Source organism: Chitinophagales bacterium (assembly GCA_019694975.1).
Classification (GTDB): domain Bacteria; phylum Bacteroidota; class Bacteroidia; order Chitinophagales; family UBA10324; genus JACCZZ01.
Genome location: JAIBAY010000006.1, coordinates 231,875 through 253,666 on the forward strand (window position 1 = coordinate 231,875; position 21,792 = coordinate 253,666).

The window sequence follows — 21,792 nt, forward strand, 5'->3', positions numbered from 1 at the left end:
CATAACTTTTGTACGCATCAGCATGAAAAGTGATGCTAAATCGTTTTCAGGAGCAACTGCAAAACGATGTTTCATCAAATTTGAAATTGGAAATGTAAGATGAAAGCAAATGGAAAAACAGTAAGCGAAATTCTTGCTAACCTTCCTGAAGACAGGGCCGAACCATTCAAAAGACTGCACGAAGTAATAATCAAAAACCTGCCGGAAGGTTTTGAAGCAGGGATAAGCTATGGCGGTCTGGGCTATGTGGTGCCGCATAAAATTTATCCTTCAGGTTACCACTGCAATCCGGCTGAGCCACTGCCTTTTGCCGGAATTGCCTCGCAAAAGGGGTCCATTAATTTTTACCATATGGGAATCTATGCAGATACTGCATTATTGAAATGGTTTCAAACAGCGTATCCTAAGTACTCCCGGCAAAAACTTGACATGGGAAAGAGTTGTATCCGGTTTAAAAAGATGGATGACATTCCGTATGAACTTATTGGTGAGTTGATGAAAAAAATAAGTGTGAAGGAATGGATCGAGAAATATGAATCTGCGTTTAAACCAAAACCCGGCAAATCGAAAGCGGGAACAAAAAACAACTAGCAACGGGGTAGTGATTTCCCCGCAGGCAGAACAATTGAAAAATGATTACCACACCTGAACACGATCAGCGAATCGCGCGTATGATTTTTGCCGGCGTTTATCCGCTTTATGTCAAAAAAGTGGAGCGGAAGGGCAGGACAAAGGAAGAATTGCACCAGGTGATTGAGTGGCTAACCGGTTTTGATAACAAGCAGCTGCAGCAATTAATTGATGAAAAGGTGACCTTCGATACATTCTTTAAAAGGGCAAAGCTGAATGCCAATGCACACCTGATAAAGGGATTAATCTGCGGTTACAGGATAGAAGAAATTACCAATCCGTTAACCCGTCAGGCAAGGTACCTTGACAAGCTTGTTGATGAATTGGCGAAAGGAAGGAAAATGGAAAAGATATTAAGATCAGCGTAAATGAGGCGCATGGATGTAAGCAGTGCCGAGAAGCTATCTCAAAATACCCGGAGTCATCCAGTCGCGATTGCCCGGCATCAGGATCTCTTCCATTCATCGACAGCTGCCGAAATAAATCCCGCATGACCGCATTGATTGCCTGTTTTGAGATAGCTTCGAATAAAAACAGCGCTGCTGTCAGCGCGATGAATAGGCGAACAATGCTTTGTGAAGCAGATTTCCCTGCCATAGGTATTTACCCTCCACAATAATTTCGTTCCAGGTATTATGACGCAAGACGAAACAAAGCCCCGTAACAATTTCTTAATGCGCGGCAAGCAGCGTGTTTTGTTCTTTATCGTATTTTTGCGATAAATATTCCGGCAGGCATGGTTACAAGCGTTTTGTTTTTGTGTATACACAATTCCGCGCGGAGTCAGATGGCGGAAGCCTATCTTAAAAAATTTGGCGGTGATGAATTTATCGTGGAAAGTGCAGGCCTTGAAGCGGGAACGCTCAATCCGCTTGCCGTAGAAGTGATGAAAGAGGAAGGTATTGACCTCTCCGGCAATACTACCAGGGAAGTGTTTGACTTTTTCCGGCAAGGTAAAATCTATCATTATGTAATTACTGTTTGTGATGCGGCAAGCGCCGAACGTTGTCCCGTTTTCCCGGGCATATTTGAAAAAATTGCCTGGGATTTCCCGGACCCTTCAAAATTTGAAGGAACTCTTGAAGAAAAGCTGGCACAAACACGGTTGGTTCGTGACCTTATCAAAGCGGCCGTTCTCAGCTTCATACAGAAAATACAAAGTGAAGAGACACGCAAGATACCTTGATTTGCAGAAGGTCGCCGGGCAGTTAACGGAGAAAGAAATACCGGTCTTCGCGTTGAAATCAACATCGGGCAACGCTGAATTGTATCGTCCTGATATTCCTCCAATGAAAAGATCACGCATCGGGCTGCTTTAAAAATAAAGTGGACAACTGGCTTCTTCAGGCCATTGATAGGAAAGCAGATTCATTGCCGGATGAAGAACGGCTGCAGATGCTTCCTTCCGTTTTTCAAACCGTAAACAGCTCCCAGCAAGACTAAACATTTATTATGATCAACAGAAAATACCTTGCAGAAATCATCGGAACCTTCGCGTTGGTGTTTTGCGGCACCGGGGCAATCATTATTGACGAGCAGACACATGGTGCTGTCACACACCTTGGTGTCGCAAGTACCTTTGGATTAATTGTGCTGGCCATGATCTATACTTTTGGAGAAATTTCGGGAGCACATTTTAACCCTGCCGTCACGATCGGTTTTGCTTTTGCCAGGCGATTTGACAGGAAGGATGTGCTGCCGTACATCTTATCACAGCTCGCTGGTGCTTTTATTGCTTCTGCGGTTTTGCGATTGTTGTTTCCCGACAGCATCAATCTGGGTGCAACATTTCCGGCAGGTTCGCAACTCCAAAGTTTCATCCTTGAATTTATACTGACCTACCTGCTCATGCTGGTCATCATCCATGTCTCACAAGGATCGAGGGAAACCGGCGTACTGGCAGGCATAGCGATCGGTGCAACATGTGGCCTGGAGGCAATGTTTGGAGGTCTGGTGAGCGGCGCATCTATGAATCCTGCCCGGAGCCTGTCGCCGGCCGTCCTTTCAGGCAATGTCCATTCGATTTGGATTTATTTGCTTGCACCGGTTGCTGGCGCCATTGCAGCCACATCAACTTGGAGCATAATGAACAACAAGATTGCGATTGGTGAATAGTACCTGCAAGAGCCAAAGTCACCGCTTACATTGCTTATTTCAGGGGATAATTTTCAACCCAACGGTAAGGGGCATGCGGATCAACCCGTGACGGCACCAGATGTTGACAGACCAGGCATCGGTCAATGAGTCAGCGAGTTGTTTGCAGGTAAGAAGCCCATCCATCCGGCAATCTTTATCGGGCATTAAAAGACCAGGGTGAACCTTATTTTGGTAAATTCAACATGTCTATATATATTTGCATATAGTTAGACAATTCATGAACTCCTTTACCATCTCTCAGCTCCAGCAGTACTCCGGAATAAATGTGCACAGCATCAGGGCATGGGAGAAAAGGTACCATGCATTAAAACCCGGCAGGAGTGAAGGAAATACCCGTTACTATGACAGTCATCAGTTGCGGAGGCTGCTGAACATCGCCAGCTTAATGCATACAGAGTATAAAGTTTCTGAACTCTGTTCTTTTTCAGACAGCAGGCTCTATGAATTGATGATCAGCAACCTTGAAAATCTTTCGGTCACCGATCATGATGCGTTCCTGATATCACAACTTGTGGCTTCGGCACTAACATTTGATGAGCTGCTTTTTGACAAGGTTTTTTCCCGTGCCGTTTTACGTTATGGCATGGTGGACACGTATGTAAGGGTGATTTATCCGGTTCTGTTGCGGCTCGGCATCATGTGGTCGGCAGACAAGATTGCTCCGGCGCAGGAACATTTCATCAGCAACCTCCTGCGGCAAAAGCTGGATACTTCCATTGATATTCTCCCGGTACCACAACAATCGGCGGATAAATGGCTCCTTTTCCTTCCGGAAAATGAATTTCATGAAAATGGATTGCTCATGGCCAACTACCTGGTGCGGAGCGCTGGTCATCCGTGTATTTACCTGGGAGCCAATCTTCCCTTTGATGCCTTGAAAGCCGCCGTAGAGGCCACGAAGCCGGCATGCATACTTTTATTCCTGGTATCCAATAAGGATGAGCAGCACGACAGGGAGTTGATACAGTTGATGTTGAAGTCCTTTCCAACGCAGAAAATATTTATTGCAGCGAAGGCCGGCCGCCTGGTCAAGAGTAGTGATCACCCAAAACTCACCTTGCTTGAATCGATGGGTGCATTAAAGAAGGCGTTGGAGATTGTATAAATAAATCAATTTTAAATTAGACAAAGAATGGCAACCATTGCGGTGATCGGTTCAGGGTTTTCTGGTTTAAGTGCTGCGGCTTACCTGGCAAAAGCAGGTCATGAGGTGCATGTATTTGAAAAAAACAATTCACCGGGCGGCAGGGCAAGGCAACTGAAAACGGCAAAGGGTTTTGTTTTTGATATGGGACCGAGCTGGTACTGGATGCCTGCTGTTTACGAAAAGTTTTTTAATGACTTCGGACATAAGGCCTCCGATTTCTACAGGCTGGATCTGCTTCAGCCGGCCTTCGATATGGTATTCGGCAGGAATGAAGTTGCCCATATCCCGCAGCGTTTTGATGAGCTGTGTGCATGGTTTGAAAGCGTTGAAGAAGGCAGTGCACTGCAGCTGAAGAAATTTATGGAGCAAGCCGAATTTAAGTACGAGACCGGTATGAACAGGCTGATCTACCAACCCGGCATAGTGTGGAGTGAATATGCCAGCATGGAAGTATTGAAAGGTCTTATGAAGCTGCAGCTGCTGTCATCCTTCAGCAAACATATCCGCAGGTATTTCAGGAATGAGAAATTACTTTCCCTGATGGAGTTTCCCGTTTTGTTTCTGGGCGCAATGCCGGAAGCAACGCCAGCGCTTTACAGTTTGATGAATTATGCGGGGCTGAAACTCGGCACATGGTATCCACAGGGAGGATTCGGAGAAGTAGTAAACGCTTTTGTGCACGTGGCAAAATCAGCAGGTGCGCAATTTCATTTCGATGCTAACGTAGAAAAAATCATTACCGATAAAAATAAAGCAGTGGCCATCAGGGTCAATCATGATGCATTCGCCTGTGATGGTATTATTGCCGCTGCCGATTATCATCATGTTGAAAGCACTTTGCTGGACGCCAGGCAGAGAAATTATGATGAAAAATACTGGGACAGCCGGACGCTGGCACCTTCCTGCCTTGTCTTTTACCTGGGCATCAACCGCAGGGTGGATTCCTTTAGCCACCACACACTGTTTTTTGACACGCATTTCTCAAAACATGCGGAAGAAATCTATATACACCCGCAGTACCCGACACAGCCTTTGTTTTATATGTGTTGCCCATCCCGCACGGATAACAGTGTTGCGCCGGAAGGATGTGAGAACATATTCCTGTTGATGCCGATTGCACCGGGACTACCCGATACAGCGCAAACGCGGGAAAAATATTTTGACATCATGCTCAGCCGCATCGAAAATAACCTGGGCGAATCTTTGCGCGAAAATATTATTGAAAAGATCAGTTACTGCATCAATGACTTTGTCAGCGACTATAACTCCTACAAGGGAAATGCCTACGGTCTGGCCAATACGTTATTGCAAACTGCAGTGCTGAAACCCAAAATCAAGAACTATAAGATAAAAAACCTGTTTTACGCAGGTCAGCTTACGGTTCCCGGCCCCGGCGTACCGCCGTCGATTATCAGCGGGAAGATTGCCGCAGGATTACTTGAAAATGAATTAAAAAAAATTGTCCATGAAACAGCTGTTTGATGAACTTTCAGCGGAATGCAGCCGCATCACTACGAGGAAATACAGCACGAGTTTTTCGCTGGGTATCAGGTTTTTAAATAAACGCCTGCAATCTCCCATCTATGCAATCTATGGCTTTGTGCGGCTGGCCGACGAAATCGTGGACAGCTTCCATGACTATGACAAAAAATCACTGCTGGATGATTTGAACAGGGATACCTCTGCTGCCATCGAAAAAGGGATCTCTCTGAACCCCGTGCTGAATTCATTTCAGCAGGTAGTGAATCAGTACGAAATTCCGGCGGAGCTGATCAAATCGTTTATGCATAGCATGCAAATGGATTTAGCCAAGACACAATACAGCGCAGATGAGTACCGTGCCTACATCTATGGTTCAGCAGAGGCAGTCGGATTGATGTGCCTTTGTGTTTTCACGGAAGGAAACAGAAACTTATACAATGAACTGAAGCCGTATGCCATGAAACTGGGAGCAGCCTTTCAGAAAGTAAATTTCCTGCGGGATGTTAAGGCAGACAACCTGGAATTGGGCAGGACCTATTTTCCGGGCGTTGACCTGAATAATTTTTCCTTAGCGGATAAGCAGCAAATAGAAATGGATATAGCAGCCGATTTTCACGAATCGTTGCAGGGCATCTTACGTTTGCCTTCAAGTGCAAGAAAGGGTGTATTCCTTGCTTACTACTACTATTATATGCTCTTTAAAAAAATCAGGCAGGTGCCGCCGCACCGGATCTTGCAACAGCGTATCCGCATTCCAGACTATGAAAAAGTATGGCTGATGCTGCAGTCAAATTTGAAACTTCAGCTTCATCTTCTCTGATATGATGATACTTTCCGTCATACTCCTGCTGTTCAGTAAACCGTCCGCAAATCCCGATTTGGTTTACCTGAGGAGCCTCTTTGTAAGTGCAGCAGCCGATGAGTCCAAAGCGGCGCAGTTAATTGAGGAAACGCAGGATGAGCAATGGAATCCCGTGCTGAAGGCGTATTGTGGTGCGGGGAATATCTTAATGGCTAATCATTTCTATAACCCATTAAAAAAATTCGATTCCTTTAATGAGGGAAAAGCATTGCTGGAATCAGCCATCGTGGCTGATGGCCAAAATCCGGAGCTGCGGTATCTGCGCCTGACCATTCAGTATAATGCCCCTGCTTTTCTGGGGTACAATAAAAATATTGCAATGGATAAACAATATCTTGAAGAATGCCTTCCGAAAATCGAAGACCAGCAATTAAAGACAATGATTAAACAATTTTTAAGCAGCATGTAGCTTATGCAAGCTTAAAATGCAAATGCAATAATTTCATCACTTTTTCATTTCAACTTATCTTTGAAAAGTGAAAACCTAGGCAGCGCATTATTAATTAACTGAAAACAGATCACCAATGAATTTCTTAATCGTTTTGCTTTCATTTATTTCCATGGAGGCCGTAGCATGGTTTGCGCATAAGTATGTAATGCATGGATTGCTCTGGACGTTGCACAAAGACCATCATAACAAGGAAAGCAAGGGTTTTTTTGAACACAATGATTTCTTCTTCCTGATTTTTGCCTTGCCGGGCATAGCCGGTTTATTTTGGGGCATGAAGTACGACTTTAATGCATTATTCTGGATTGGGCTGGGCATCACCTTTTATGGATTTGCCTATTTCATGGTGCATGATATTTTCATTCATCAGCGCTTTAAAATACTGAAGCATACAGACAACAGATATTTCAGGGCTATCCGCAGGGCGCATAAGATGCATCATAAACATTTAAGCAAGGAAGAGGGAGAGTGTTTCGGCATGTTATGGGTGCCCTTTAAGTACTTTGCAAAAAGCCACCCGTTGTCTGAAGTATGAAAGGAACCTACCTGCTCGTCAATTTCTTAGCGGTATCAGTCCCCTTTGTTTTTTCGTTTCACCCAAAAATAAAATTCAACAGGAACTTCAGCGCTTTTTTTAAAGCTAACCTGATTGCTGCTGCATTGTTCCTGGTATGGGATGTCATTTTTACGGCCAAGGGGGTATGGAGCTTTAACCCAGATTATACACTTGGCATTGAGATATATAATCTGCCAATAGAAGAAATACTGTTTTTTCTGTGTATTCCCTTCGCCTGCACCTTTTCCTATCATTGCGCCGGTATATTTTGGAAGATAAAATGGCGCAATTCCACCGAAAATATTTTTGTGCTGCTGTTATCGGCATTGCTGCTTGTGGCGGGTATAGTTTTCCGGGAGAAAGCTTATACATCGGTCACCTGCCTTGTTACAGCTGCCTTGCTACTATCGTTGAAATATTATTTCAAAGCGGATTGGCTTGCACAGTTTTTTTTGGTTTACCTGTTTTTATTGATTCCATTTTTTGTTGTGAATGGAATACTCACCGGCACCGGTCTCGAAGAGCCGGTTGTATTGTACAATAATTCGGAAAACCTTGGCATTCGCCTGCTGACCATTCCCGTTGAAGACACGTTCTATGGAATGGCGTTGATTATGCTCAATGTTTTTCTGTTTGAGCGTTTCAGGAAAAATTAGCATGAAAGGGTGCTTCGCTCCCTGTGTTTATTCTTTATAAAAGCCGGTTGATCATCAGCGTTATTGCATGCTGTAATGGCGATACATCAGGGATAAATTCTCAGCCTGCCTGTTAAAAGTGAACCACACATTCCATTCCGAAGATCTGAAAATGAATATTGTTATTATCGGAATGATGCTAATCGTTTTGCTTAGGGTCATAATGAGAGCATAGTCGCAGGATGCTGCACGATTAGCGCAGAACCTTCCGTTCCGTTCATCCGGATTGTAAATGTATCTTCGCCACCGAAAATTCTGCGCTTGCATCCTTTAGTCAAGAAACTGGCACAGCAAACTGCCATCTATGGGCTTTCGAGCATCCTGGCCCGCTTTCTTAATTATGCATTGGTACCCATACAGACAAGGGTTTTTCATCCTGATCAGTTTGGCGTGGTTACTCAATTTTTCGCTTATACAGGGTTTCTCAATATCATCTTCACCTATGGCATGGAAACGGCTTTTTTCCGTTTTGCCAACCACAAAGATGATCAGAAGCAGGTGTATGACACAGGACTTGCCGCCATGATATTTTCCTCCTGCCTGTTTGCTGCCATCATCATCATATTCCGTTTTCCAATTGCCGGCATGATGCAGTTCAGCGGACATACCGAATATGTGACGATGTTGGCGCTGATACTTGCACTGGATGCGCTTGTCACCATTCCTTTCGCGCGGCTGCGGCAGGAGAACCGGCCTTTGAAGTTTGCCACATTCAAGATCATCAGCATCGGCATCAATGTGTTGCTGAACATTTTCTTTCTCCTTGTTTGTCCGTGGATACTGCGCAATTCATCCTGGGCAGCATGGCATCCGTTCATCAACATGGTTTATCATCCCGGCATTGGTGTAGGATACATCTTTATTGCTAACCTCGTGGCAAGCGGTGTAACGGTGCTGATTATGGGACAGTATTTTTTCATTCGTCACTGGCACTTTCAAACAAAGCTGCTGAAGGAGATGCTGCGCTACACATGGCCGCTTATTATTGTGGGTTTGGCCGGTATGGGTAATGAACTGCTGAGCCGCGTGCTGCTCACACGGCGGTGGAATGGAAGCTATGACGAAGCCATCCATGCATTGGGTGTATTTGGCGCCTGTTATAAGATGTCGCTGCTCATGACATTGTTTGTACAGGCTTATCGTATGGCGGCGGAGCCTTTCTTCTTCGGCGAATCGAAAAAGCTGAATCCGCAGCTTACCTATGCCCGAACGATGAACTATTTCGTGATTTTCTGCGGCTTCATCTTTTTACTCGTTGTACTTTTTATGGATGTGCTTAAAAAGATCTTCATGGGCGCGGAATATTTTGAAGGTATCCGCGTGGTGCCTGTGCTGTTGCTGGCCAGCTTTTTCCTCGGTGTTTATTATAATCTCACCATCTGGTACAAGCTCACAAATAAAAATTTCGCCGGTTCACTCATAGCCATTGGCGGGTTGCTGATCACACTCCTTCTTAACTGGTGGTGGATTCCGCGTTACGGGTATTATGGGTCGTCCTGGGTAACGTTTATCTGTTATGGCGGCATGATGGTGGTCTCCTATTTTCTCGGGCAGAAATATTACCCGGTTCCCTATGATGTGATGCGGTTTTTCGTTTATGTGGGAATGGCTGTCGCCTTTTATTTTCTCCACCTGCAGCTTGTACCGTTGCTGCCTGCTTCACTTGCCATGCTCAGCTACCTGCTTGCCTTTCTTATCCTGGGCGCTTACATCGGGTTGGCCTACCTTTTTGAAACGGGTCGGTGGAAGGTGTTTAAAGCCATTCAATAAACAAGTGTGCTGCCATGAGTGCATTTTCCATCCAGTATAGAAAATGCCTTGTTTACTCAATTTTTCCTGCCATGGAAACAAGGGAATCATCATCCGGCCAAGCAAATTCCCATTTCTGAAAAGGATGGTTAACTTTGCCGCCCCATGAAAGTAAAGGTCATCAATCATTCGCCCCATGCGCTGCCTGCCTATGAGACGGCGGGTTCCGCCGGACTTGACCTGCGGGCATGGCTGCAGGAACCCGTTGAGCTGAAGCCGCTGGAGCGCAAGTTGATTCCAACCGGTTTATTCATAGAACTTCCTTCCGGCCATGAGGCGCAAATCAGACCCAGGAGCGGACTGGCGGCAAAAAAGGGATTGACTTTATTAAATACGCCGGGCACCATCGATTCCGACTACCGTGGCGAAATCAAGGTCATCATGGTTAATGTTTCTGATGCCACGCAAATAATTGAAAACGGTGAACGGATCGCGCAGATGATCATCGCACGGTATGAACGGATAGAATGGCAGCTTACTACAGAACTGGAGGCCACTGACCGTGGCGCGGGAGGATTCGGGCATACTGGCATAAAATAATCTGATGTGGCAGCCTGTGGCTGTTCAGAAAATCATAGCAGTTGTTTTTATAACCAAGCAATACAGTAGTGAACCATGAGAGTAATTGTTCCAATGGCCGGAATGGGTAAAAGGATGCGGCCACATACACTTACCACCCCGAAGCCACTGATTCCGGTAGCGGGTAAACCGATTGTTCAGCGGCTCGTTGAATATCTGGGCGAAATGTGTGAAGACAAAATTGAACACATTGCTTTTGTGGTTGGAGATTTTGGCAAAGAGGCAGAGAAAGGATTGTGCAAAATTGCCGATGACCTCGGCGCCAAATGTTCCATCCATCACCAGGCAGAACCTTTGGGCACCGCTCATGCTATCCTATGCGCCAAAGAACACCTGAAGGAGCATGTCATCATTGCATTCGCCGACACCTTATTCTATGCTGATTTTAAAGTGGATGAAGATGCCGATGGCGTCATCTGGGTGCAAAAGGTGGAAAATCCGCAGCAATTTGGAGTGGTGAAGCTCGCCCCGGAAGGCCACATCTCCGAATTTATTGAGAAATCGCCGGTCATCGTCTCCAATCTTGCAATTATCGGGATATACTATTTCCGCGATGGTGAAAACCTGAAGCATGAGTTACAATATCTGCTCGATCATGATATTAAAGAGAAAGGCGAATACCAGCTTACTACTGCGATGGAGCACATGAAGAACAAGGGACTCAAATTGTTTCCCGGCGAAGTGGCTCAATGGCTTGATTGCGGCAACAAAGATGCCACCGTGGATACCAACAAGCAGGTGCTGGAACATGAAAAAAACAAACGGCTTATTGATAAATCAGCATTGATAGAAAACTCCACAATCATTCCTCCAACTTATATAGGCGCCGATGTAGTGATAAAAAATTCGGTGATTGGTCCGCATGTATCCATCGGACAAAAAACGGTCGTGGAAAATGCAGTCATCAGGAACTCAGTCATTCAGTCTCATTCCCGTATAAAAAACCGGATCCTGCAAAATTCCATGGTGGGCAATCATGTTTCACTCAATGGCAGGATAGATGAACTGAGTGTTGGCGATTATTCAACGGATAACTGAACTTTTCCCTGCATTTTATTCCGGTCTTTTCCCTGTTTTCACCAAGATCTTATTATTGCAGCAATACCTGTTTGCCGCATTTATAAATAGTGAAGCGCTATTGATTGAGGACTGTTTGTACCGGGAATACCCGGCTTGCTTAAATTGCCGGTTTGTCAGGACTGCAGATTGACATGCGAGTCATTTTTTGTGTGTAGGTTTGAACCTTCATTTTGCAAAGCATAACTAAAACAGATTTTTGCCGTTACTGATACTAAGTAGTAATACAATGGTATTCTTCAATTGAAAAATCCGGTGTGAACCGATAGCAAGCCGCCCTGTTTATTACCCGTATAAAAAGAAAGAATGAAACTTGGAAATGCGATTAAGTTACTGCTGCTGATTGCCGGATTACAATTCCTGCATGCCTGTTCTGCGCCCAAAGAGGGAACTGCAACAGCTCCTAAGGATGGAGCTCCTGATGCAAAAGCCACAGTTGATGAGGCGCGTTTGCGTGAAGCCGAAGCGAAGCTGATAGAAGCCAAAAAGATGGAACTGCTTGGTGATGAGCAGGCCGCCATGGGATTGTATAAAGAATGTATCCGTCTTGATCCCGGCAATGATGCTGCTTTTTATGATGCAGCTACCATTCTTTTCAGACAGAAGCAATACCAGGAAGCACTGGCTTATGTTGCGCAGGCCGTGAAGCTGCAGCCTGAAAACAGCTGGTACCTCGACCTCTATGGCACCTTGCTGGGTGGTATTGGCAATTACAAGGAAGCCGTGAAAGTCTATCAGCAAATGGTGCAGCTTGATCAGGATAACACGGATGCCTGGTTCAACTGGGCTTTTTTCCTCGATCAGAACCGGCAGACGGAAGAAGCCATCAATGTATTCAATAAGATTGAAGCACGCTTTGGTGTGAATGAAGATATTTCCCTGGAGAAGGAAAAAATGTGGCTTAAGCTGGGCAAGGTGGATAAGGCAGCGGATGAACTGAACAATCTGATTGCCGCCTTTCCTGATGAACCCAGGTATTATGCCATGTTGGTGGATCTCTATATGGCTAACAAGATGGAGGATAAAGCCTTTGTGGTGCTTCAGCAAATGATCAGCATTGATCCGGATAATCCGAGGGCCAACCTGGTGATGGCGGATTATTACCGGAAAAAAGGAGAGCAGCAAAAGTCATTTGACGCGCTGGAACGCGCTTTCGCCAATCCGGAACTACAGGCTGACGTGAAAATTTCCATGCTGGCAACATTCCTGCCGCTGATGCAAACAGACACTGCTGCGAAATCCGAAGCACTTGTGCTGGGCAAACTGCTGGTGAGTGTCCATCCCGGCGATCCGATGGCGCATGCATTATTGGGCGACATTCTCTATCAGCACGACCAGGTTGATGAGGCGCTTGATGAATACAAGCAATCATTAGAGATTGATAACAGCCGCTTCATGGTATGGCAACAGGTGATGCTTCTCTATGACCGCGAACAGAACAGGGATTCATTGCTGGCGGTGAGTAACCGGGCTGTTGAGCTCTTTCCTGATCAGGGCATGGCATATTATTTTAACGGATATGCGAATATGCAGTTGAAAAAATACAGCGATGCTATTGCATCACTGGGAAAAGCCGCCGCCATGGGTTCTGAAGACAAACAGTTTATTGCACAACTGTATTCTTTCATGGGTGATGCCTACTTCAGCCTGCAAAATGCTACTGCTTCGGATAGTTGCTATGAACTGGCCCTGGTTTTTGATCCGCAGAATGCTTATGTACTCAACAACTACAGTTATTATCTCTCTCTGCGGGGCATGAAGCTGGATGAAGCAAAAAAAATGGCGGAGCGCGCAAACAACCTCGCTCCGAATACGGCGGCATACGAAGACACCTATGGATGGGTGCTGTATAAACTCGGCGAATATGCCTCAGCAAAGGAATGGATAGAGAAATCGCTGAAGAACGGATCCGCTGATGATGGCACCGTGCTGGAACACTATGGTGATGTGCTTTTCAAACTCGGCGATGTGGATGGTGCCGTGCAATACTGGATGAAGGCGAAAGAGAAGCACGTGGAATCGGAAACAATTGACAGAAAGATTGCCGGCAGAAAAATGTATGATTAAAATTATTCCAGCAGCAATTTCCTGCCTCCTGCTGTTTGCCGGCTGCGAAACAACATCAAAGATCACCACAGCGCCGGTTGCTGCAACGGCAAAAAACAGTGCATCCAAAGCCTTGCTGGACAGTGTGCGGATGCACGCGTTTTATTTTGATTGGTTTACCGGAAAGGCAAAGGTTGAGGTGCTGCAGGGAACCGACAAAACAGAGTTTACAGCCAGCCTGAGAATGCGGCAAGACAGTGCCATCTGGGTTTCCATCTCTCCTGCGCTTGGCATTGAAGCAGCACGTGTGTTAATGACGAAGGATTCGGTGCACATAATAGACCGTATCAACAATGAACAGTACAGTACGGACTATCATATTTTCAATCAGTACACCTCTTTGCCCGTCACTTTCTCGTTGATACAGGACCTGATTACAGGTGCTCCCCTGATAATCGGTGAACAGGAATTTGTTGTGGCAGAAAACGATTCGGCTTACATTCTTCAATGGCAAAATGCAATGCAATCGAACCGCATTGCGGTGGACCGGAATTTTCGCCCTGTTGAGCAACATATCACCGACAGTACAATGGCCGGTGTAAACATCACACAACGGCAGTATGATATACCATACACTTCACCATTTTCGTTGTGGAGAAAAATTGAAATGATCCGGCCCCGGCAGATGGAGATCATCCTTACCTTTAGCAAAATTAGAATCAACGAACCTGTTAAGCTGCCTTTTAACGGGAAAGATTAACATCCATCAAGTATTATGGTCACTACCGGTTATGATGAAGGGACAAGCGCGCGCCGGCAATTGCATGCCTTATCCTCTGTAACAGTTGGCTTCCGTTTTTTATGCTTTGCCAGGATTTCGCTGGTGTTTTTGTTGCTGTTTACAACAATAACAGCAACCACTGCGCAAACAAATAAAGACGACCTCGAAAAGAAGAAGGAACAATTGCTGAAGGAGATTGAAACAATGCAGCAGCAGCTGGATCAGACAAAAAAATCGAAGAATGCCAACCTCAGCCAGCTTGCAGCATTAAAAAAACAGATTAAGACACGTGAAAAACTTATCGGAAACTACAACAGCCAGATCAGCCAGATAGACCGGGAACTGACTGCAAAGGTGAGAACAGTAAGAGCACTCGACCGCGACCTTGATACCTTAAGAGCGAACTACGCCAACATGGTGTATTATGCCTATAAGCACCGGAGCGCGTACGACAAATTGTTGTTTCTTTTTTCAGCAAAAGATTTTAATGATGCATTTATCCGACTGAAGTATATTAAACGCTACAGTGCATACCGCCGCATGCAGGCAGAACTGATCCGTACCACGCAAAAAGACCTGGCGAAAAAAATGTCGCAGCTTAAAGTGCAGCGCACCGCTAAGAAACAGGTGCTTACCGAGCAGGAAGACCAGAAGAAAAAACTGGCCAGAGAAAAAGCAGAGAAAGATAAACTGGCGAAATCATTCAGCAGCCAGGAAAAACAACTGAAGACAGCCCTGGCGAAAAAGAAAAAGGAACAGGAGCAGTTGAAAAAGCAAATTGCCGATCTGATTCGGAAGGAGATCGAAGAATCGAAAAAGAAAAACGGCACGGCGTCCGGCAAGTCTTCCACGGGTGCATCACTGGGACTGACGCCGGAAGCGGCTGCCCTTTCAGCAAGCTTTGCATCCAATCAGGGCAAACTGCCATGGCCGGTTTCGAAAGGCGAAATAACGGAAACGTTTGGCGAACATGAACATGCCATACTTGAAAATGTGATGACGAAGAATAACGGTGTGGACATTAAGACCGTGCCTGGCGCAGACGCAAGAGCTGTTTTTAGAGGAACCGTTGTCAGCATTATCTCCAATCCGGGCTACCACAAAGGCGTGCTGATCAAGCATGGAGAATATTATACTGTTTACAGCAACCTCGCTTCCGTAAAGGTGAAAGCCAACCAGGAAGTGGAAACCAAGCAGTCCATCGGTACAGTTTTTACCAATGAAAGTGGTGAAGCCACTGTTCACCTGGAAATATGGAAGGGTACTACACTGCTGAATCCTGAGAGCTGGATCATCGCCAAATAATTTTCCTTGCCCGGATTTTAAACCTTCAGGTATGGTTATTGTCTGTACATGGAATTCCGGCAGCACAATATTTCCGGCTGCCAATAGTTAAATCATTCCTCACCAAAACAAATCAGTCAAGATGAGAAGCATTCATTTTTTTTCCATTGTGCTTGCATTGCTTGTGAGCAACATGATGTTATCCTGTCAAAAGGACGATAATAATACAGACACCACCGCTGCCACAGATAATGCACTTGCGGAGGGTGAATCCGGCAAGGTGATTGATGCCATTAATGCTGTAGCGGAGAGCTATGGCGTAGGCAAGCCCGACGGTACACAGGAGACGATGGAAGATTCTCTCTTTTCACCTTGTGCCACCATTACCGTGGATACAGTGGATGCCTTGAAAACCATTACCATAGATTTCGGGCCGGTACCGTGCCAGTGTGTGAACTGGGATAATAAATTCCGCCAGGGGAAAATCACTGCAACGTGGAGTGGCGGCTACCGCGAAGCCGGAACCGTTATCACCGTGGTAACCTCAGATTATTATGCTGGTTATTCCGCCTCCACTATGAACAAACACGATTATGTGAAGACGATTACTAACGAAGGCCTCAATGCGAATGGTAACCTGCATTTTTCCGTGGTCGTTTCCGCGGCAACAGTAACGCTTTACAGCGGTGAAACTATCACGTGGCAATCAACACGCGACCGTGAGTGGACTGAAGGATCTTCCACACTGCCGCCCTTTGATGACGTTTACCTGATTACAGGTGGCGCTTCAGGCGTCGACCGTAACGGAAATGCATTTACCGTAACCATTACCAATCCATTACAGGTGCAGTTCTGCCCGTGGATTGTAAGTGGTACCGTGGAAACCGTGCATGAAGGATCCCCGGCCAGGATACTCGACTATGGAGATGGTGAATGTGATAATAAGGCAACGATCACCATCAATGGTGCGGTGTACCCGATCAGCCTGTAAAAGAGGAGTTGATTTTTTTACATGGGGAAATTCCGGCAGGAGTTTCCCCATGTATTTTTGAGGTATGCGGGTGGCGTTTCATGCAAATACAGGCGCCATGATTTAGTGCCGCGTATTACAGCAGATTGTTTGCTGCAGCGATGCGAATCGGTTCCTGAAAATCATATTGCGCAGGGGATTTGCATCAACATGGCCGTATGGTTCAAAGCTGCTGCATCCTGCTTACCTTTGATGTCATAACATATTCACGATCATGTTCCAGATAAAAAATTACATCAATGGACAATTGGTGGATCCCGTTTCAAAAAAATACCTGGATAACTATCATCCTGCCATAGGTGAAGTGTATGCACAGGTGCCGGATTCGGAAGAAGCGGATGTGGAACTGGCAGTATCTGCCGCTGTAACTGCATTTGACAGCTGGAGCAACATGCCTGCTGAAGAGCGTTGCCGGATAATGCTCCGGATAGCGGATATGATTGACGAGAAGAATGATTGCCTGGCTGAGGTGGAATCCACAGACAATGGCAAGCCGAAGAAACTGGCTGCCACGCTGGATATTCCGCGTGCCGCATCCAACTTCCGTTTTTTTGCGACTGCCGTATTGCAGTTTCCCAGTGAATCGCATCACATGGAAAACAGCGCAATTAATTATACACTACGGCGACCGATCGGAGTAGTCGGATGTATTTCACCATGGAATTTGCCGCTCTATTTATTTACCTGGAAAATTGCTCCTGCCCTTGCCGCGGGCAATTGTGTGATCGCCAAGCCCAGCGAAGTAACACCGATGACGGGTTATGAGCTGGCGAAGATCTGCATGGAAGCAGGTTTGCCCGCAGGAGTGCTGAATATTGTGCATGGCAACGGGCCGAATTGCGGTGCCGCTATAGTCAGTCATCCGGGCATCAAAGCTATTTCGTTCACCGGCAGCACGAGAGCAGGAAAAGAGATTGCATCCGTTGCGGCGCCAATGTTCAAAAAACTTTCACTGGAACTGGGCGGCAAAAATCCTAATATCATCTTCGCGGATTGCGATTTTGATAAAATGTTACGCACCACCTTGCTGTCTTCTTTCAGCAACCAGGGTGAGATCTGCCTGTGTGGTTCCAGGATACTGATTGAAAGGCCGCTTTATGAAAAATTCAAATCTGCATTTGTGGCGGCAACGCGGGCGCTGACAGTGGGCGATCCGCTGGAGGCAGCAACACAGATCGGTGCCATTGTTTCCCGTCAGCATTTTGATAAGATCAACTATCATATCAACCTTGCAAGAGAAGAAGGTGGAATTGTTTTATGCGGCGGAAAAGTGGTGAACCCGGAAGGCCGTTGCAAGCATGGATGGTTTATTGAACCAACCATTATTGAAGGGTTGCCCTGGCATTGCCGGACCAACCAGGAAGAAATATTCGGCCCTGTTGTCACCATCATGCCCTTTGACACAGAAGCTGAAGCATTAGAACTCGCCAACAGCACCATGTACGGCCTGGCCGCAAGCATCTGGACGGAAAACCTCACGCGTGCACACCGCGTAGCGGCGCAGGTACAAAGCGGCATCATCTGGATCAACTGCTGGCTGCACCGTGATTTACGCACCCCTTTTGGCGGCATGAAAAATTCAGGAGTAGGACGCGAAGGCGGTAATGAAGCGATGCGCTTTTTTACGGAAGCCAAGAATGTGTGCGTGAAGCTATAGATCCGCTTTCCCGATCACATAGTTTTTTCCTTTTTCAGCATAAAGAAAAAACTGGCGGTCAGCAACCTGTTCGCAAACTTTCGGTCGCAGTATTTCACCCTGGTCCTGGTTGCTGAAAAGTAAGCTCTTCTTCCACTTGCCGTCAGCACCTATGGTTACGAGGGTGGCAACAGATCGTTTGACACCCGAATATTTTGCCACCTTCGAAGGATCGGTAACCAGGAGGTTGTCCGGATTGTCGTTGAAGAGCAGGTAAATCTTATCACCGCCAACGGCATAAGCATAAGAAGAGTAGTAACCTCCATCATCGGTTGTCACCTGCCGTTTGGGAATTTTAGTGGCCCAAGCGACAGATGCATCAGGATTGATATTGATGGCCATCACATCATTGTAGTTAAAATAATAAGTTGTACGCGTGGTGTAGGTGCTTCCCGTGTAATAACGGGTGGTACGCGACTCCACAAAATATTGTTCTGCCAGCAGCAGTACGCCGCCATCGGAACGGATGATGATGTTGTCGAGGTCGTAGCTGTAAAGCTCCGCATCCTTTTTATCTACCTGGCTCCTGGAAAAAAGTTCGAGAAACGAAGCATCAAAAGGTTTAGTGCCTTGCCTGATGATGCTGCCGGTAGCGGCATTGATCAGTGTGAATGAAATGCCTTTGATGCTATAGGTACCCTGTGTGGAATAGAATCCGGCGACGGCCAGCTTATCATCGCGGGTAATATTAAAACCAACATCCGTAATAAACTGATTCGGCACTGATATATCATATTCCTTGGCCACCGATCCGCTATCACGGTAAGCGAGTATCTTATAGGCATAGTTAGCCATGCCATTGCGTTTCTCTTTTAATTTCTCAAAGTACAACCTGCCGCTGAGGTAAATATTTCCTTTATTATCAAGCAAGAGTTTTTCCCGGTTAAAAAGCTCGCTTTCATAGGGCAGTGTGATGTCTTTCGACCAAAGCAATTTCATGCTGCCATCAAATACACGGGTGGTGAATGTTTCTTTTAACTGCTTTTCATCGTGCAATGCTGCGATGATGGCGATCTTGCTCTTATCGGCAGGCAGCTGATACCTGAATTCGCCCTGCCTGCTGCGGGAATTGTAAGCAATAGCGGCAATCTTTACAGGTGTTCCTGTCAGTAACAGCGTTTTCTTATCAATGAACTGATAGTAAAGCTCTGTCTTTTCCTCTTTTCTGTTCACATATGTAAAGCAGGCAAGCAGGTGGCCATCCAGATACTTCACCATATCCATTTCAGCCACCATGCCATTAACACCTGGTGCCAGTTCCTGTCGTTTTCTCATCTTGAGGTCATTACCATATGATTCAACGATGAATCCAACGGTGGTGCCAAAAAATCCGGCTGCGGAATTATTTATTTTTTTCCGCAGAATATAAAAGCCGTTTTCATCTTCACCAAGATAATCATCAATGGTGGCGTTGGCAGGTTCTTTCATTTCCGTGCTCAGGCGTAATTTTGACTGGTCAGGAGCAGGCTGTGCAGGCACTGCGTCGACAAAACTGAGTAATAACAGGCAACTGAAAAGCAGAGATTTCAACATTAAATGTTTTGCACAAAATTAATCAACTGAACAGCAACATAATTTATTGCGGGGTAACCGCCATGCGGTAATTTTACAGCCCGCAATATTTTCCTAAGAAAATGAAGGGCATGGCCTGCATCCCGATATCTGTTTAACCGATGAACAACTACTGGAATATCTTCTGCACTTCATTTACCGGTTACTGGAATTACCTGACCGGTGAGATACTGCATCCTTCATGGCATAACTATTTTTACTGGCTGATTGGCCTCTCGCTTTGCTGCTGGTTACTGGAGATGCTTTTTCCCTGGAGAAAAGATCAGCCGGTCATCCGCAAGGATTTCTGGCTTGATGGATTTTATATGTTTTTTAATTTCTTTCTTTTTTCACTGATAGGATATAACGCGCTTTCCAATATCGGCGTACAGTTCTTTGCTGATTTTATCGGTTTGTTTGGCTGGACCAACCTCGTGGCCATCAATATCCAATCGTGGCCTGTCTGGCTGCAATTGATGGTATTGCTTGTGGTGAAGGATTTTATTGACTGGAATGTACACCGTTTACTGCATCGTGTGGATTGGTTATGGGAGTTTCATAAAGTGCATCATTCCGTGGAACAAATGGGTTTTGCTGCTCATCTGCGCTTTCACTGGATGGAAACGGTGGTGTACAGAACCATTGAATACATTCCGCTGGCGATGATAGGTTTTGGCATCAATGACTTTATCCTGGTGCACATCTTTACGCTGGCCATTGGTCATCTCAATCATTCGAATGTAAGACTGCCCATGGGCCCGCTCAAATATCTCTTTAACAGTGCGCAGATGCACATCTGGCATCATGCTAAAGAATTGCCGGCCCGTTACGGTGTAAATTTTGGATTAACTTTGAGCTGCTGGGATTATCTATTTCATACCGTACACTGGCCGCAAAGCGGGCGTGATGAACCTTTGGGATTCGAACGGTCGGAATTTTATCCGGCTTCATTTTTCAAACAAATGCTTCAACCATTTAAAAAAAGACAAGCGTGATGAAACAACATTTTTTTTCAATGCTGCTGCTGATTTCCTTTGCTGCCTGCAGCCAGACTCCGGCAGGCAAATATCAAGATGCGGGCAATGATTTTTTTGCCGCGCAGATGAAAAAGGAGAATACCGTAATACTAGATGTGCGTACGCCGGAAGAGTATGCTGCAGGCCATATTCCGCATGCTGTGCTCATGAATTATAATGCTCCGGGATTTGCCTCGGCATTGGATACACTTAACAAAAACAAAACCTACCTCGTGTACTGTGCGAGTGGCGGACGTTCAGCGAAAGCATCGTCCATGATGGCGGAAAAAGGATTTAAAGAAATCTACAATTTGGAAGGCGGATTCAGCAGGTGGAATGGCGCTAAGGAGAAATAGCTGGCCTGCTGCACTTATATGTGCATCAGCAAGATACCTGTTGTGAACAGCGGGCAGGATGAACCAGGATTTTTATTTTTTGAAATGGCATTGATCGGAACCGGTACGCATACATCATAAATACTGAATTGCATGAGTGAAAAAATATCTACCGCCAACGCGCCGCAACCGGTCGGACTTTATCCGCATGCGAGAAAGGCGGGCAACCTGCTTTTTCTCAGTGGCATCGGACCAAGAACAGCGGGCACAAATGTGATACCGGGAAATGAATATGATACGGAGGGCACGCTGGTAAGCTATGATATTGCCGCGCAGTGCCATGCTGTTTTTCATAATGTGAAAATCGTGCTCGAAGCATCGGGCAGCAGCTGGAATCAATTGATTGATGTAACGGTCTTTCTCACCAATATGAAGGATGATTTTGCAACTTTTAACAAGTTGTACGCAGAATACTTCAAAGACAATCAGCCTTGCCGAACGACCGTGGAAATTAATTCGCTGCCGACTCCCATTGCCATTGAACTGAAATGTATTGCGGAATGGAGTAGTGTGCCGCCGACCGGTAATCCGCAGTGATGAACCTTTGTGAA

At 45.9% G+C, this 21,792-nt stretch carries 22 protein-coding genes; 21 read left to right on the forward strand and 1 reads right to left on the reverse strand.

What is annotated here, in order from left to right; all coding sequences use genetic code 11:
• Nucleotides 1–99: 99 nt before the first annotated feature.
• From K1X61_12600 to K1X61_12685, 18 genes are all read left to right on the forward strand, one after another.
• Nucleotides 100–591, forward strand: coding sequence for a DUF1801 domain-containing protein (locus tag K1X61_12600; GenBank protein ID MBX7109482.1), 492 nt, complete (start codon nt 100–102; stop codon nt 589–591).
• Nucleotides 592–632: 41 nt separating this feature from the next.
• Entirely contained in the window at nt 633–998 is a 366-nt protein-coding gene (locus tag K1X61_12605; GenBank protein ID MBX7109483.1) for a DUF2200 domain-containing protein, read from the forward strand.
• A gap of 419 nt (nt 999–1,417) precedes the next feature.
• Complete coding sequence (locus K1X61_12610) at nt 1,418–1,816, forward strand: arsenate reductase ArsC (GenBank protein MBX7109484.1); 399 nt, start codon at nt 1,418–1,420, stop codon at nt 1,814–1,816.
• A 269-nt stretch (nt 1,817–2,085) separates the two neighbouring features.
• Nucleotides 2,086–2,745: an aquaporin gene (locus tag K1X61_12615; protein MBX7109485.1), complete on the forward strand. Its 660-nt coding sequence runs from the start codon at nt 2,086–2,088 to the stop codon at nt 2,743–2,745.
• A gap of 259 nt (nt 2,746–3,004) precedes the next feature.
• Nucleotides 3,005–3,892 carry a MerR family transcriptional regulator gene (locus K1X61_12620; protein MBX7109486.1) on the forward strand — a complete coding sequence of 296 codons (888 nt, stop codon included), beginning with the start codon at nt 3,005–3,007 and terminating at the stop codon, nt 3,890–3,892.
• Nucleotides 3,893–3,919: 27 nt separating this feature from the next.
• Complete coding sequence (gene crtI, locus K1X61_12625) at nt 3,920–5,416, forward strand: phytoene desaturase (GenBank protein MBX7109487.1); 1,497 nt, start codon at nt 3,920–3,922, stop codon at nt 5,414–5,416.
• Entirely contained in the window at nt 5,400–6,236 is an 837-nt protein-coding gene (locus K1X61_12630; GenBank protein MBX7109488.1) for a phytoene/squalene synthase family protein, read from the forward strand. Before crtI ends, K1X61_12630 begins: the two co-directional genes overlap by 17 nt.
• Before the next feature lies 1 nt (nt 6,237).
• Entirely contained in the window at nt 6,238–6,687 is a 450-nt protein-coding gene (locus tag K1X61_12635) for a hypothetical protein (GenBank protein MBX7109489.1), read from the forward strand.
• A 115-nt stretch (nt 6,688–6,802) separates the two neighbouring features.
• On the forward strand, nt 6,803–7,261 hold the full coding sequence (locus tag K1X61_12640; GenBank protein MBX7109490.1) for a sterol desaturase family protein: 459 nt from the start codon (nt 6,803–6,805) through the stop codon (nt 7,259–7,261).
• Nucleotides 7,258–7,938: a lycopene cyclase domain-containing protein gene (locus tag K1X61_12645; protein MBX7109491.1), complete on the forward strand. Its 681-nt coding sequence runs from the start codon at nt 7,258–7,260 to the stop codon at nt 7,936–7,938. Before K1X61_12640 ends, K1X61_12645 begins: the two co-directional genes overlap by 4 nt.
• A 300-nt stretch (nt 7,939–8,238) precedes the next feature.
• A complete protein-coding gene (locus K1X61_12650) occupies nt 8,239–9,747 on the forward strand; it encodes an oligosaccharide flippase family protein (GenBank protein ID MBX7109492.1) in 1,509 nt (502 codons plus the stop codon).
• A gap of 144 nt (nt 9,748–9,891) precedes the next feature.
• Nucleotides 9,892–10,326 carry a dUTP diphosphatase gene (dut, locus tag K1X61_12655; protein MBX7109493.1) on the forward strand — a complete coding sequence of 145 codons (435 nt, stop codon included), beginning with the start codon at nt 9,892–9,894 and terminating at the stop codon, nt 10,324–10,326.
• 75 nt (nt 10,327–10,401) lie between these two features.
• Nucleotides 10,402–11,403, forward strand: coding sequence for an NTP transferase domain-containing protein (locus K1X61_12660; protein MBX7109494.1), 1,002 nt, complete (start codon nt 10,402–10,404; stop codon nt 11,401–11,403).
• A gap of 345 nt (nt 11,404–11,748) precedes the next feature.
• On the forward strand, nt 11,749–13,509 hold the full coding sequence (locus K1X61_12665) for a tetratricopeptide repeat protein (GenBank protein MBX7109495.1): 1,761 nt from the start codon (nt 11,749–11,751) through the stop codon (nt 13,507–13,509).
• Nucleotides 13,502–14,248: a DUF4292 domain-containing protein gene (locus tag K1X61_12670; protein ID MBX7109496.1), complete on the forward strand. Its 747-nt coding sequence runs from the start codon at nt 13,502–13,504 to the stop codon at nt 14,246–14,248. The genes K1X61_12665 and K1X61_12670 overlap by 8 nt, the downstream gene beginning before the upstream one ends.
• A gap of 15 nt (nt 14,249–14,263) precedes the next feature.
• Nucleotides 14,264–15,574: a peptidoglycan DD-metalloendopeptidase family protein gene (locus K1X61_12675; GenBank protein ID MBX7109497.1), complete on the forward strand. Its 1,311-nt coding sequence runs from the start codon at nt 14,264–14,266 to the stop codon at nt 15,572–15,574.
• Nucleotides 15,575–15,695: 121 nt separating this feature from the next.
• A complete protein-coding gene (locus K1X61_12680) occupies nt 15,696–16,544 on the forward strand; it encodes a hypothetical protein (protein ID MBX7109498.1) in 849 nt (282 codons plus the stop codon).
• Between the two features lie 253 nt (nt 16,545–16,797).
• On the forward strand, nt 16,798–18,240 hold the full coding sequence (locus tag K1X61_12685; GenBank protein ID MBX7109499.1) for an aldehyde dehydrogenase: 1,443 nt from the start codon (nt 16,798–16,800) through the stop codon (nt 18,238–18,240).
• On the opposite strand, the gene K1X61_12690 is transcribed toward K1X61_12685, so the two are convergent.
• The gene (locus tag K1X61_12690) at nt 18,235–19,809 is read right to left on the reverse strand and encodes a hypothetical protein (GenBank protein ID MBX7109500.1); all 1,575 of its coding nucleotides are present in this window, start codon (nt 19,807–19,809) and stop codon (nt 18,235–18,237) included. The two genes, K1X61_12685 and K1X61_12690, sit on opposite strands and share 6 nt — an antisense overlap.
• 143 nt (nt 19,810–19,952) lie before the next feature.
• Here K1X61_12690 and K1X61_12695 point away from each other — a divergent pair, with 143 nt between their 5' ends.
• The 3 genes from K1X61_12695 to K1X61_12705 all read left to right on the forward strand — a co-directional run bounded on the left by K1X61_12695 (nt 19,953) and on the right by K1X61_12705 (nt 21,778).
• Nucleotides 19,953–20,825, forward strand: coding sequence for a sterol desaturase family protein (locus K1X61_12695; GenBank protein MBX7109501.1), 873 nt, complete (start codon nt 19,953–19,955; stop codon nt 20,823–20,825).
• A complete protein-coding gene (locus K1X61_12700; GenBank protein MBX7109502.1) occupies nt 20,825–21,202 on the forward strand; it encodes a rhodanese-like domain-containing protein in 378 nt (125 codons plus the stop codon). Before K1X61_12695 ends, K1X61_12700 begins: the two co-directional genes overlap by 1 nt.
• 132 nt (nt 21,203–21,334) lie before the next feature.
• Nucleotides 21,335–21,778, forward strand: a complete 444-nt coding sequence (locus K1X61_12705; protein MBX7109503.1) for a hypothetical protein — start codon at nt 21,335–21,337, stop codon at nt 21,776–21,778.
• Nucleotides 21,779–21,792: the final 14 nt, after the last annotated feature.

Bases quoted from the DNA above. Each gene is read 5' to 3' on its own strand.
- K1X61_12685 (MBX7109499.1), top strand. From the start codon at position 16,798: ATGTTCCAGATAAAAAATTACATCAATGGACAATTGGTGGATCCCGTT.
- K1X61_12665 (MBX7109495.1), top strand. From the start codon at position 11,749: ATGAAACTTGGAAATGCGATTAAGTTACTGCTGCTGATTGCCGGATTA.
- K1X61_12610 (MBX7109484.1), top strand. From the start codon at position 1,418: ATGGCGGAAGCCTATCTTAAAAAATTTGGCGGTGATGAATTTATCGTG.
- K1X61_12630 (MBX7109488.1), top strand. From the start codon at position 5,400: ATGAAACAGCTGTTTGATGAACTTTCAGCGGAATGCAGCCGCATCACT.
- K1X61_12675 (MBX7109497.1), top strand. From the start codon at position 14,264: ATGGTCACTACCGGTTATGATGAAGGGACAAGCGCGCGCCGGCAATTG.
- K1X61_12695 (MBX7109501.1), top strand. From the start codon at position 19,953: ATGAACAACTACTGGAATATCTTCTGCACTTCATTTACCGGTTACTGG.
- K1X61_12600 (MBX7109482.1), top strand. From the start codon at position 100: ATGAAAGCAAATGGAAAAACAGTAAGCGAAATTCTTGCTAACCTTCCT.
- K1X61_12680 (MBX7109498.1), top strand. From the start codon at position 15,696: ATGAGAAGCATTCATTTTTTTTCCATTGTGCTTGCATTGCTTGTGAGC.
- dut (MBX7109493.1), top strand. From the start codon at position 9,892: ATGAAAGTAAAGGTCATCAATCATTCGCCCCATGCGCTGCCTGCCTAT.
- K1X61_12620 (MBX7109486.1), top strand. From the start codon at position 3,005: ATGAACTCCTTTACCATCTCTCAGCTCCAGCAGTACTCCGGAATAAAT.
- crtI (MBX7109487.1), top strand. From the start codon at position 3,920: ATGGCAACCATTGCGGTGATCGGTTCAGGGTTTTCTGGTTTAAGTGCT.
- K1X61_12660 (MBX7109494.1), top strand. From the start codon at position 10,402: ATGAGAGTAATTGTTCCAATGGCCGGAATGGGTAAAAGGATGCGGCCA.
- K1X61_12670 (MBX7109496.1), top strand. From the start codon at position 13,502: ATGATTAAAATTATTCCAGCAGCAATTTCCTGCCTCCTGCTGTTTGCC.
- K1X61_12705 (MBX7109503.1), top strand. From the start codon at position 21,335: ATGAGTGAAAAAATATCTACCGCCAACGCGCCGCAACCGGTCGGACTT.
- K1X61_12645 (MBX7109491.1), top strand. From the start codon at position 7,258: ATGAAAGGAACCTACCTGCTCGTCAATTTCTTAGCGGTATCAGTCCCC.
- K1X61_12635 (MBX7109489.1), top strand. From the start codon at position 6,238: ATGATGATACTTTCCGTCATACTCCTGCTGTTCAGTAAACCGTCCGCA.
- K1X61_12700 (MBX7109502.1), top strand. From the start codon at position 20,825: ATGAAACAACATTTTTTTTCAATGCTGCTGCTGATTTCCTTTGCTGCC.
- K1X61_12640 (MBX7109490.1), top strand. From the start codon at position 6,803: ATGAATTTCTTAATCGTTTTGCTTTCATTTATTTCCATGGAGGCCGTA.
- K1X61_12605 (MBX7109483.1), top strand. From the start codon at position 633: ATGATTACCACACCTGAACACGATCAGCGAATCGCGCGTATGATTTTT.